This window comes from Bradyrhizobium semiaridum (assembly GCF_020329505.1).
Lineage (GTDB): Bacteria > Pseudomonadota > Alphaproteobacteria > Rhizobiales > Xanthobacteraceae > Bradyrhizobium > Bradyrhizobium semiaridum.
The window spans coordinates 1-12375 of the sequence record NZ_JAGKJJ010000032.1; the positions used below are offsets into that span (position 1 = coordinate 1).

The 12375-nt window shown below is 64.3% G+C and carries 10 protein-coding genes; 6 read left to right on the plus strand and 4 right to left on the minus strand.

Going from position 1 to position 12375, the window contains the following annotated elements:
• The first annotated feature begins 686 nt into the window (after positions 1-686).
• The 5 genes from J6500_RS26945 (at position 687) to J6500_RS26965 (ending at position 6618) form a co-directional block, all read left to right on the plus strand.
• Positions 687-1940 carry an ABC transporter substrate-binding protein gene (locus J6500_RS26945; protein WP_225715730.1) on the plus strand — a complete coding sequence of 418 codons (1254 nt, stop codon included), beginning with the start codon at positions 687-689 and terminating at the stop codon, positions 1938-1940.
• 113 nt (positions 1941-2053) lie between these two features.
• A complete protein-coding gene (locus tag J6500_RS26950; RefSeq protein ID WP_225715731.1) occupies positions 2054-2929 on the plus strand; it encodes a branched-chain amino acid ABC transporter permease in 876 nt (291 codons plus the stop codon).
• 1 nt (position 2930) lies between these two features.
• Positions 2931-3857: a branched-chain amino acid ABC transporter permease gene (locus tag J6500_RS26955; RefSeq protein ID WP_225715732.1), complete on the plus strand. Its 927-nt coding sequence runs from the start codon at positions 2931-2933 to the stop codon at positions 3855-3857.
• The gene (locus tag J6500_RS26960; protein WP_225715733.1) at positions 3857-5335 is read left to right on the plus strand and encodes an ATP-binding cassette domain-containing protein; all 1479 of its coding nucleotides are present in this window, start codon (positions 3857-3859) and stop codon (positions 5333-5335) included. Before J6500_RS26955 ends, J6500_RS26960 begins: the two co-directional genes overlap by 1 nt.
• A 38-nt stretch (positions 5336-5373) precedes the next feature.
• Complete coding sequence (locus J6500_RS26965; RefSeq protein WP_225715734.1) at positions 5374-6618, plus strand: ABC transporter substrate-binding protein; 1245 nt, start codon at positions 5374-5376, stop codon at positions 6616-6618.
• A 156-nt stretch (positions 6619-6774) separates the two neighbouring features.
• Here J6500_RS26965 and J6500_RS26970 read toward each other — a convergent pair whose 3' ends face one another.
• The gene (locus J6500_RS26970; protein WP_225715735.1) at positions 6775-7989 is read right to left on the minus strand and encodes an NAD(P)/FAD-dependent oxidoreductase; all 1215 of its coding nucleotides are present in this window, start codon (positions 7987-7989) and stop codon (positions 6775-6777) included.
• Between the two features lie 276 nt (positions 7990-8265).
• Positions 8266-9900, minus strand: coding sequence for a thiamine pyrophosphate-requiring protein (locus J6500_RS26975; RefSeq protein ID WP_225715736.1), 1635 nt, complete (start codon positions 9898-9900; stop codon positions 8266-8268).
• Positions 9901-10219: 319 nt separating this feature from the next.
• Between J6500_RS26975 and J6500_RS26980 the strand changes: the two genes are divergently transcribed.
• Entirely contained in the window at positions 10220-10384 is a 165-nt protein-coding gene (locus J6500_RS26980; protein WP_211981083.1) for a Flp family type IVb pilin, read from the plus strand.
• Positions 10385-10387: 3 nt separating this feature from the next.
• Here J6500_RS26980 and J6500_RS26985 read toward each other — a convergent pair whose 3' ends face one another.
• Positions 10388-10612 carry a hypothetical protein gene (locus J6500_RS26985; RefSeq protein WP_225715737.1) on the minus strand — a complete coding sequence of 75 codons (225 nt, stop codon included), beginning with the start codon at positions 10610-10612 and terminating at the stop codon, positions 10388-10390.
• A 35-nt stretch (positions 10613-10647) separates the two neighbouring features.
• Positions 10648-11625, minus strand: a complete 978-nt coding sequence (ku, locus tag J6500_RS26990; protein WP_225715738.1) for a non-homologous end joining protein Ku — start codon at positions 11623-11625, stop codon at positions 10648-10650.
• Positions 11626-12375: the final 750 nt, after the last annotated feature.

Here is a 12375-nt window from a genome sequence, read left to right on the forward strand (position 1 = left end):
CGAACAGAGGGCGCAGGGAAAGCCGGGTGCCGATCGCACCCATGGGCCCCGAGCAATGGGTAGAAAGCTCGGGGGTAGGACCACAGGTGTAACCGGAAACAACCCGGCTTTCCCTGCGCGATGGGTTACGGCTTATACGTGCTTACCCCGGCGAGACTGGGCTTTGTTGTCACCGCCCTCGCAAGACGCAATTGCATCGAGCGAGAGGACACCTGCCACCAGGGCGTCCGGCCTGCACGATTTCGCCGTCCGCCTCGCGTGCTGTCGTCACTGACACGCGCGGCGTCCACCGCATCTCGACCCGACGCTAATGACGATGCGCAGCGCCCCTCGATCGGGTGAGACGGGCAAACCATACACCGAGTTGCTGTTCCGAAAAAGCGAAATATTTTTGCATCGGGGTATTGACCGGTTTGGGTGAGTTGCCCGTCGGGCAGTCACACAGACATCACTCGCGTCATTCCGGGGCGTGCCAAGGGGGCCGCGCGATATGTCCGGTGCTGCCTACTCCTTGATCAATCCGTGAGCGCCGACCCACTACTTTAGTTGTCATCAACGCATGGCGATCTGCGCGCAGTTTCACTTGCTGCGCATGTTGTCGCAGCTATAGTCGCGCCCCAACAGAGGCCCCAATGGGCCCAAGGAGAGAGCCCGAAGCGGCCGAAGAAAAAGAGGAGCGAAACAGAATGAGAAAAACATCCCGACGAACGTTTCATGCGTTGCAACAACTGGCGGGAGTAGCCGCACTGGGCCTCGTGGCCGCAGCTCCGAGTGGTGCGCTGGCCGCGGATACACTCAAGATCGGCGTCATCGCCGAAGCGCAGGCGATCGCCGGCGCGTCGATCCCGCAGGCGGCGCAGCTTGCGGCCGACGAGATCAACGCCAAGGGCGGCATCGACGGCCGCAAGATCGAGATCGTCACCTACGACAACCACTCCTCCTCGGCGGACTCGGTGCGCGCGTTCCAGCGCGCGGTGAATGAGGACAAGGTCAACGCCGTCATCTCGAGCTACATCAGCGAGGTGGTGCTGGCGTTGGAGCCGTGGGCCTCGCGGCTGAAGACGCCGTTCGTGACGCCGGGCGCCGCCTCCAACGAGATCAGCAAGAGCGTTCACGCCGACTACGAGAAGAACAAGTACACCTTCCACGGCTACCTGACCTCGGCTGCGCTGGCGCTGTCGGTGTGCGATTCCGCCAAGGATCTCCTGGTCGATCAGAAGCACATGAAGACTGCGGTCATCATGAGCGAGGACGCCGCCTGGACCAAGCCGCTCGACGTCGGCTACGAGGAATGCCTGCCGAAGATTGGGCTCAAGGTCGTCGACCACATCCGCTTCTCGCCCGACACCACCGATTTCACGCCGATCTTCAACAAGATCGAGACGGCCAAGCCCGACGTCATCATCACCGGCATCTCGCATGTCGGCGTGCAACCGACGGTGCAGTGGAAGAACCAGCAGGTGCCGATCCCGATGTTCGGCATCTCCTCGCAGGCCACCAACGAGACCTTCGGCAAGGATACCAACGACGCCGCCGAGGGCGTGCTGTATCAGGGCGTGTCGGGGCCGAACGTCGCGGTGACGCCGAAGTCGGTGCCGTTCGCGGAGGCCTTCAAGAAGCGCTTCGGCAACTATCCGTCCTATGCCGGTTACACCGCCTATGACGAGGTCTACTACATCGCCGACGCGGTGAAGCGGGCCGGCTCGGTCGAGGCCGACAAGATGGTCGCGGCGCTGGAGCAGACCGATTGGGAAGGCACCATCGGGCGCGTCCAGTTCTACGGCAAGGACGATCCGTTCACCCACTCGATCAAGTACGGCAAGGGTCTGATCACCGGGCTGATGCTGCAGTGGCAGGGCGGCAAGCAGGTCGCGGTCTGGCCCAAGGAGGTCGCCAGGAGCGAGCTCAAGTTCCCGAGCTTCGTCAAGGCGACGAACTGATCGGTGACCAACGTGCTCCCGGTATTCGCCGGGAGCATTCGTCTGCAGCCCCGCGTGCGCCACAACCACGCGTTCTCCAAAAACAGGCAGCCCTGCTGCCGCGGCAATCCGAGATGCTTGCGTTACAAATCCTGATCGATGGCTTCGCCATCAGTGCCCTCTATGCCCTCGGCGCCACCGGCTTCACCTTGATCTTCGGTGTCTCCGGCGTGCTCAATCTCTCCCACGGTGCCATCATGGTGGCGGCGGCGGTCGCGGCCTGGGCCGCGGCCAGCGTGCTGCACCTCGACACCTATACCGGCGCGCTGGTGGGCGTCGGCGTCGCGCTGGTGGTGGCGTTCGCGACCTATTTCGCGGTGGTCAAGCCGATCCAGAATTCCCGGCGCATCCCCAATGAGGAGAAGGAGATCTTCGTCCTTACCGGCACGCTGTTGTGGGGGATCATGATCCAGGAGCTGATCGCCTATTTCTTCACCAACAACGCCAAGACGGTGCTGCCGATCATCGAGGGCGTGGTCACGATTTTCGGCGTGCGCACGCCGCGCAACGAGATCTTCACCGCCATCGTCTGCTGCCTCGTGATCGGCCTGCTGTGGCTGCTGGTGAACCGCACCCGGACCGGCAAGGCGGTGCTGGCAGCTTCGATGAACCCGCGCGGCGTCACGCTGCTCGGGCTCGAGCTCACCCAGATCTACATCGTGGTGTGGGCGATCTACGGCATCCTGGCCGGCATCGCCGGCGTGCTGCTCGGCATGTTCCTCGGCGTCAGCTCCTACAGCGTCGGGCCGCTGACTGCGAGCGCGTTCTCGATCGTGGTGCTCGGGGGCCTCGGCAGCGTGTCCGGCTCGCTGATCGCAGCGTTCGTCGTCGGCTATCTCGAGACGCTGACGGCCTATCTGATCTCGCCGGCCTACCGCACCATTCCGGCGCTGCTGCTGCTTGTGTTCGTGATGTACATCCGGCCCCAGGGCCTCTTGGGGAGGCGCTGAGATGGCCAATTTCTTTACCTCGCGCCTGTTCTTTATCTCGGCGGCATGCGTCGTGATCGCCGCGACGCTGCCGCTCTACGTCTCCGGCTACGTGCTCGGGCTGCTCACCGTCGCGTTCTATTTCGGCGTGTTCGCGATGGCCTGGGACCTGCTGTTCGGCTTTGCCGGCGAGGTCAATTTCGGGCCGACCTTCCTGATCGGCACCGGTGCCTACACGGCCGGCATCCTCAACAACCAATTCGGCTGGTCGGTCTATCTGTGCATCCTGCTCGGCGCGCTGGCCTCGGTGGTCGCCGGCTTCGTGCTGGCGCTGCCGGCGCTGCGGGTGAGGGGACCTTATTTCGGCCTGACCACCTTGGTCGCGGTGCTGATGCTGCAGAACTTCATCGTGGTGTTCGCCGATCTCACCGGCGGCGAGATCGGGCTGACCATTCCCGACGTCATCACCATCAATGCCGGCGCCAACTACTGGATCGCGCTCGGATTCATGACAACAAGCGCGGCGATCCTCTATGGCCTGTCGCAATCGCCGGTCGGCCTGGTGCTGCAGGCGAGCGGGCAGGACCCGGTGCAGGCCGGCGCGCTCGGCTTCAATATCGTCAAGCACAAGCTCGCCGCCTTCATCGTCAGCGCGTTCTTCTCCGGGCTGTCGGGCGCGCTGCTGGTGTTCTACTTCGGCACCGCCTCGGTCGGCACCGTCGTCGACGTCGCGGTCGGGGTCAACGTGATCGTCTCCGCGGTGCTCGGCGGAAGGCGCACCGTGCTGGGAGCTGCGCTGGGCGCGATCTTCCTGATCGTCGCCGGCGAGTTCCTGCGGCCGACCGGCGAGCTTGCCACCTTCATCGTCTCGGCGGTGGCGCTGCTCGTCGTCCTGTTCTTCCCCGGCGGTTTCCTCGGAGCGGCCCTGTCACGCGAGGCGCGCTCCTGATGGATCAGACTGTGACCACTGCAACCCTCAGCGTCCGCGGACTCACCAAGAGATTTGGCGGCCTCACGGCCGTGAAGAATCTCTCCTTCGAGCTGCATCCCGGCGAGATCCTCGGCCTGATCGGGCCGAACGGCTCCGGCAAGTCGACCGCGATGAAGAGCGTGATGGGCATCGAGCGCCCGACCGCGGGCGAGGTGCTGTTCGAGGGCGAGAACGTCGCCGGCCTGCCCGCGCACAAGATCGCGCGCAAGGGCTTTGGCATGGTGTTCCAGCACTCGCGGCCGCTGAACCGGCAGACCGTGCTGGAGAACATCATGGTCGCGCTCCTGCCCGACAGCCTGTTCATGCTGTTCCCCGACAAGGCGCTGACCGAGCGCGCCAAATGGATCGCCGAGCGCGTCGGCCTCGGCGCCGTCATGGATCGCCGCCCGCCGACATTGCCGTTCGCCGATCTGCGCCGGCTCGAACTGGCGAAGGCGATCGCGCGCGATCCAAAGGTGGTGCTGGTCGACGAGCCCTTCGCCGGCCTGACCAGCGCCGAGGTCGGCACGTTCTCCGCATTGATCCGCAGTTTTCGCGACGAGGGGCGCGCGGTGATGCTGGTCGATCACAACGTCAAGAGCGTCGCGGCGCTGGTCGACCGCGTGCTCGCGATGTATCTCGGCGAGGAGATCACGACCGGGCGCGCCGAGGACGTGATGAAGAACGAGACGGTGCGGCGGGTCTATCTCGGCGGCGCGATCGAGACCCATGCGCGGCCCGAGACCTCGTTCAAGGACAAGGTGCCGCTGCTGCAGGTCGAGAATGTCAGCGTGCACTACGGCAAGGCGCAGGCGCTGGAGAACGTCTCGATCCACGTCCATGAGGGCGAGTTCGTCTCCATCGTCGGGCTGAACGGCGCCGGCAAGACCACGCTGTTCAACACCATCTCGGGCTTCCTGCCGTACACCGGCGAGATCATCCGCGGCGGCGAGAAGCTGCGCGGCACGGGTCCGGCGAAGATCGCGCGCTCTGGCCTCGTGCAGTGCCCGGAATCCCGCGAGCTGTTCGGCGAGATGACGGTGCGCGAAAATCTCGACCTCGGCGGCCAGCATCTCGATGACGGCGCCCGGGCAAAACAGCTCGCCTGGCTGTTCGAGCTGTTCCCGATCCTGAAGGAGCGGCAAGGCCAGATGGCGCAGACGCTGTCCGGCGGCGAGCAGCAGATGCTGGCGATCGGCCGCGCGCTGATGATGCAGCCGCAGATCCTGATCCTCGACGAGCCGACGCTGGGACTTGCGCCTGTCATCCTCGAGCTGCTGTCGAAGGCGCTGGAGAAGCTGCGCCAGACCACCAGGATCACGGTGCTGCTCGGCGAGCAGAATGTGACCTTCGCGCTGCCGCATGCCGACCGCGTCTACGTGCTGGAGCATGCCAGGATCGTCTGGGAGGGCGATCCCGGCCGGTTCGCCGCGGAGGCCGGCAAGGACTTTCTCTGACGTTGGAAGATCAACAACAAAGCAAAACAAGGGAGATCATGATGTCACGCTATGCAACCGCCACCCGCGCGAGCCTTTTGGCTTCGGCGCTCGCACTGTGCCTCGCGGCGCCGGCCTATGCGCAGTCGAAGGATCCGATCAAGATCGGCGTGATCGCCGAGGTGCAGTCGATCGCCGGCGCGGCGACGCCGGGCGGCGCGCAGATCGCGGCCGACGAGATCAACGCCAAGGGCGGCGTGATGGGCCGCAAGATCGAGATCGTCACCTACGACAACAAGTCGTCGTCGGCGGACTCGGTGCGCGCGTTCCAGCGCGCGGTCAGCGAGGACAAGGTCTCTGCTGTGATCGCGAGCTATATCAGCGAGGTGGTGCTGGCGCTGGAGCCGTGGGCCTCGCGGCTGAAGATGCCCTTGATCACGCCGGGCGCCGCGTCGAACGAGATCACCAAGGCGGTGCACAACGACTATGAGAAGAACAAGTACACGTTCCACGGCTATCTGACCTCGGCCGCACAGGCGCAGCTGGTTTGCGATGCCGCCAAGGAGCTGCTTGCCGACAAGCTGAAGTTCAAGTCGGCGGCGATCATGAGCGAGGATGCGGCCTGGACCAAGCCGCTCGATGTCGGCTACGAGGCCTGCTTGCCGAAAGCCGGGCTGAAGGTGGTCGAGCACATCCGCTTCTCGCCTGATACGACCGACTTCACGCCGATCTTCAACAAGATCGAGGCCGCCAAGCCCGACGTGATCGTCACCGGGATCTCGCATGTCGGCGTGCAGCCGACCGTGCAGTGGAAGAACCAGCAGGTGCCGATCCCGATGTTTGGCATCAGCGCGCAGGCGCTGAGCCCGTCGTTCTGGGGCGACACCAACGGCGCGGCCGAAGGCGTGCCCTCGCTTGCGGTGGCGACCCCCGATGTCGCGGTGACCTCCAAGACAAAACCGTTCGCGGCCGCCTTCAAGGCCAAGTTCGGCACCCCGCCGGCCTATACCGGCTACACCGCCTATGACGAGGTCTACATCATCGCGGAGGCGATCCAGCGCGCCGGCTCGACCGAGCCGGACAAGATGGTGGCCGAGCTCGAGAAGACCGACTTCGAGGGCACCATCGGCAAGATCCAGTTCTACGGCAAGAACGACGAGTTCACCCACGGCATCAAGTCCGGCCCGGGCGCGGTGACCGGCCTCGTGTTCCAGTGGCAGAACGGCAAGCAGATCACGGTCTGGCCGAAGGCGATCGCCGAGGGTGACATGAAGTTTCCGAACTTCGTGAAGCTGTCGCAGTAAGGCAAGACCCTCACCACCGTCATTGCGAGGAGCGAAGCGACGAAGCAATCTATCTTTGCCCGAGTCGAGAGATGGATTGCTTCGCTTCGCTCGCAATGACGGCTGAGGGATTGCGCGACCACTGACTGCGCGATTGTCGGATGCTGCGAGGAATTATTACTTCTTCGTCGGTGGCGCCGCCTGGATCGTCGGGGCTGCCGCCGCGAGCAGCGCGGCGCGGTCGCCGTCGCGCGGCGGATAGATGCGCTGCCGGTTGATGATCTGCTTGGTCGCCTTCGCCGCCGCTCCGGTGGTGTGCACCTCGCGGTCCCAGCCGGTGGTGTAGAGAGCGCCCCAGGGGCCGAGATCGAGCACCGTGACGTACCAGTCGATGTCGAGCGGCAGCATTGCTGCGCCGTGGAGGTCCGCCATGACATTGTGGCCGGCGAAGCGCCCCATTGGCCGCGCGAACTGGCAGGACATCACGGTCGGATGGGTGCCGTCGATCAGGCAGGCCGCGACATCGCCTGCGGCGAACATGTCGACGAGCCCCTCGGCGCGCATGAAGTGATCGACCGCGAGACGGCCGAGCTTGTCGCGCTGAACCGGCAGGGCCGCGGCGAGGGGACTGGCGCGCATCCCGGCGCACCAGACCACGGTCTTGGTCGGAATGATATCGCCCGTATCGAGCGTGATGCTGCTGGCATCGACGGCGCTTACCCTGACGCCGAGCCGGGTCTCGACGCCGAGCGCCGAGAGCGCCTCGTTGATGACGGGACGTCCGTGCGCGCCGAAGGTGGCGCCGACGACAGGATTGTGATCGATCAGGATGACGCGGCGGTCACCGGTGATGCCGGCGCGCGCGAGCTTGTCCGGCATCTCGGTCGCGACCTCGATGCCGGTGAAGCCGGCGCCGACCACGACCACTGTCGTGCGCGCCGGCGATGGCGGCTGCTTGCCGAGCGCCGCGAGATGCCTGTCGAGCTCGATCGCGGCCGCATAGGTATCGACATCGAAGCCATGGATGGCAAGGCCCGGAATGGCCGGACGGACCAGCTCGCTGCCGGTCGTCAGCACCAGGCGGTCGTAGGCGAGTGCTTGCTTGCCGGCGCCGGTGCTCACCGTGACCTGTCGCGCGGCCGTATCGACTGCCTCGATCTCGGCCGCCATGTGTTTCACGCCGACGGGATCGAGCAGGCCGGCCAGCGGCAGCGCGACGTCGCTGAGATCGGTCTCGTAATTGCGCACCCGGATGTTGTGATAGGCGTTGCGATCGACCACGAGGATCTCGGTGTCCGCGGCGCGGACGCCGACCTCCTCGCGCTTGCGCGCGGCGGCGAGGGCGGCCCACAGCCCAGCAAAGCCGGCCCCCAGCACCAGTACGCGCGGCATCGCTCCCTCCGAGGTTCGATCAGAGGGAGATTGCCTGCGCAGGTGTGGTCAAATCAAGCGGCGTGAACAAGCCGGGCTACGGGAGCCTTCTTACCTCGCCCCGCTTTCGGGGAAAGGTCGGATGGCATCGTAAGATGCGATCGGGGTGAGGGGGACTCACCGCGAGTCCGTCGCTCACCATTATCGCGGAGACAGCCCCTCACCCCAACCCCTAAGAGCGAGCTTCGCTCGTCTCGGCCCCGCAAGAGCGGGGCGAGGGGGCGGTCCCGATGAACCTCACGTCCCCGGCCTGGAAACCTCGGTCTCCTTGCTGGTGATGAACTCCAGCAGCACGGGTACGCCTTCCTTGGTCTTCTGGATGCCGCGTTTGATGGCGGGGATGATGTCCTCCGGCTTGGTCACCCGCTCGCCGTAGCCGCCGAAGGCACGGGCCATCGCGGCGTAGTCGCCGGAGATGTCGGTGGAGCGGTATTTCTCCGTCGAGATCGGCATCACCTTCAATTCGATCGCCATCGAGAAATTGTTGAGCAGGATCGACATGATCGGAATGCGCTCGCGCACCGCGGTCTCGAAATCCATGCCGGTGAAGCCGATCGCGGCGTCGCCCCAGACATTGATGCAGAGCTTGTCAGGCTTTGCCAGCTTGGCACCCATCGCAAGCCCGAGGCCATAGCCGAGCTGCGTGGTCTTGCCCCAGCCGATATAGGATAGCGGCTCGACCGATTTCCAGAACGGCGAGAGCTGATCGCGCGGACTGCCGGCGTCGTGGGTGATGATGGTGTTGTGGATGTCGACGGTGTGCTGCAGGTCCCACAGCACGCGGTAGGGATTGAGCGGCGCGTCATTGTGCGTCAGCTTCGGCATCCATTTCGCCAGCCACTCCTTGTGCGAGGCCGCGATCTCCTCGGCGACTGCGGCCGCATTGCGGTCAGAGGTCACGGTCTTGCCGATCTCCTCGAGCAGGGCGTCGAGGACGAGGCCGGCGTCGCCGACCAGGCCGATCTTGGCCTCGACATCCTTGTTGATGTGGTTCGGGTCGAGCGTCGAATGGATGATGGTCTTGCCCTTCGGCATCGCGATGCCGAACGAGGTCTCGGTGAAGGAGCAGCCGATGCCGAAGATCACGTCGGCTTCGCCGAGGAACTTCGGCACCGCGCGCGGCACCGCGAGGCCGCCGGAGCCGAGCGACAGCGGATGGGTCTCGGGAAATGACGACTTGCCGCCGAGGCTTGTGGTGACGGGAATCGCGAGCCGCTCGGCCAGGCGCTTGAGCTGCGGCCAGGCCTTTGCGTAGTGCACACCCTGGCCGGCATAGATCACCGGGCGCTTTGCATTGACGAGGAGCGCAGCGGCTTCCTTGATGTGGACGGGATCGGCGCCGTAGCGGGTGCGCAGCACCGGCGTATAGTTCAGCGGCTCCGGCACCTCCTCGTTCCACATGTCGGCGGGGATCTCGACGATCACGGGCCCGCCGCGGCCGTTCTTCAGTTTGGTGAACGCCCGGCGGAAGATGTTGCCGACTTCGGCGGCGATGTTAATCGGCTCGGATGACTTCGAAAACGCCTTCATCGCCTGGCTGGAATTGAAGTTCGGGTCGATGTTGGCGAGCCGGCGCGCATAGCCCATCGGCAGCACCAGGACAGGCACGGACTCTCCGTAGCACTGAGCGACGCCGCCCATCGCGTTCTCGGCGCCGGGGCCGTGCTGCATGCAGAACGCGCCGATCTTCTCGCCCGAGGTGACGCGAGAGATCGCGTCCGCCATGTGCACTCCGATGCGCTCCTGGCGCACCATGACCGGACGGATGTCGGCGGCGGCGGCATATTCGATCAGGTGATTGACCGGATAGCCCGTGAGGATCTCGATGCCCTCGCGCTTCATGATTTCCGCGATTGCGGTGCCGAGCTTCATGGGTCACTCCCTTCGAATGTGGCCGGTTCATTCCGGCCTCTTGTGGTGCCTGTCCGATAAAGGAACAGGATTTTGCGCAGCCGGTAAAGCGGGCCCCCGGGCCGGATCGCGTAGTCCTGATATGCGTTTACGGGGAATGTTGCCCGGTACCCTTGCCGGGTGGGCAACGACGCAGGCAGAACTAGCAGTGAAATTCCATACAACCCTTAAGCGATCGTTCATCCTCCCTATCAATGCAGCGTCAACCAATGTAACGTAGTTTTGCTGGCATATTTCTACGGCGCGGGAGAATATCCGCGGGCGTCGACAGGAGCTTTCTATGCGATCCTTGCTGGCAAGATTTTTCTCCGATGAAGCCGGGGCGACCGCCATCGAATACGCCATTATCGGAGCCGGAATCAGCATCGTCATCGTCGCCGCCGCCAACGGCATCGGCACCAGCCTGAGCACGCGCTTCGCAGCGGTCTCTACGTCGCTGAAGTAAGCCTCAGGTCTCCCCGTTCAGCGCGCGGAGCATTGCGATCCGCGCGAATATCAGCCAGCCACCGCCGCGTTCCGCGGCATTGAGGAGATGCTCGACGGCGGTCTGCCAGCGCGTCTCCTGCTGGGCATCCTCCGGCAGTTTCATGATGTAGTCGGCGGCCTGTTGCAGCGTCACCAGGCTGCCGCGGCCGAGCGCAATCGGATCATCGAAGGGCGTCGACCAGGGCATCGATCGCGATCATCCGGCAGCGGCGATCGTCCGGATCAGCCTGCCTTCTTTCGCGCGGCTGCGCCTTGCGCGCGCGCCGGCCTTTCGGCCTTCTTCGGCTCGGGCTTAGCGGCTTCCTTGGGCTCGCGCTTGCCGCTGCCCGAGATCGGCAGCAGCATCTCGCGCTGGCCGTCGACGCGCTTCTTCGGTTTCTTGCCTTTCGCCGCCTTGGCTTCGGCTTTGGCCGGCGCGGCCTGCTTCTCGCTGGCGAGGCTCTTCTTCAGCGCGTCCATCAGGTTGATGACGTTGCCGCTGGTTTTCGCGGCGGGCTTGGCCACCTTGATGCCGTTGCGCTTCTGGTTGATCAGGTCGATCAGCGCCTGCTCGTAGCGATCCTCGAAATCCTCCGGCTCGAACTCGGCCGACTTCTGCTCGACGATATGCTTGGCGAGATCCAGCATGTCCTTGGTGATCTTCACATCCTGGATGTCCTCGAAATATTCCTTCTCGTTGCGCACCTCATAGGGATAGCGCAGCAACGTGCCCATCAGCCCGTTGTCGAGCGGCTCGAGCGCGATGATGTGCTCGCGGTTGGTCAGCACCACGCGGCCGATCGCGACCTTGTTCATGCTGCGGATGGTCTCGCGGATGACAGCGAAGGCGTCATGGCCGACCTTGCCGTCGGGCACGAGATAATAGGGACGGATCAGATAGCGGCTGTCGATTTCCGACCGCGGCACGAATTCGTCGATCTCGATGGTGCGGGTGGATTCCAGCGCAATGTCGTCGAGTTCTTCCTTGGTGACCTCGATATAGGTGTCGGTGTCGACCTTGTAGCCCTTCATGATGTCGTCGGACGACACCTCCTCGCCGGTCTCGGCGTCGACCTTGGCGTATTTGATGCGGTGGCCGGTCTTGCGGTTGATCTGGTTGAACGAGACCTTCTCAGTGTCCGAGGTCGCCGGGTACAGGGCGACGGGGCAGGTCACGAGCGAAAGGCGCAAGAAGCCTTTCCAGTTGGCGCGGGGGGCCATGGGAAACTCCGATTACGCAACCGACGGAATGGTCAAGGATAACACCGGGAACCCCGGTTTGAAACAACACGGCCCGCTGAATCTGGCAACGGCGTTAACCGTGGCTTCGGCCTGCGCCGGTTCGACGCGCCAAGGTTATCCCCCAAGGCCGCGGGAGATGCCGGAACATCGCTCAGGATCGTGCGTTGGCTGATTGAGGGGAGCGGGCAATCGCCCGGGATTACAGGCACTTAAGCAGAGAGGGTCCTCATGGCAACGGAACGACACGGCCAGATTACCGAAACGCCGACCGAAGCCCGCCAGGCCGAGCCAGGGCCCTCGGTCCTCGCACTTCTGACGGCCTCGACGAGCCTCGCCGTCCTGATCCTTGGAGTGGTCTGGTTCGCATTTTTCAGGGTGTAGATTTGCGATGCAAGACCGGGTCTCAATGACTGGACGCGATCTGTAAGGCCGTAATATCAAGGACGCAGGTCTGCCTGAGCGCGGACGTTATCGCCGTGGCGTGAATTGACGTCCTGCGCGAAGTCGCCGACGACACCGATCAGCATCCCGTCGATCGTTGCCGATTCAGGCTGGCGCGCGCGCCCAGTTCGATGATCGGGCGCATGGCGATGTTAGTTTCGCGATTGACATAAGCGACAGCGGTTGACATTTTTGTTGGCGATTAGCCACGCGAATTGAGTGATCACGACGTCACACTCTTCAATCGCCCACCTGAATTGCCGCGCTAGCCTCACGACACGATAGCCC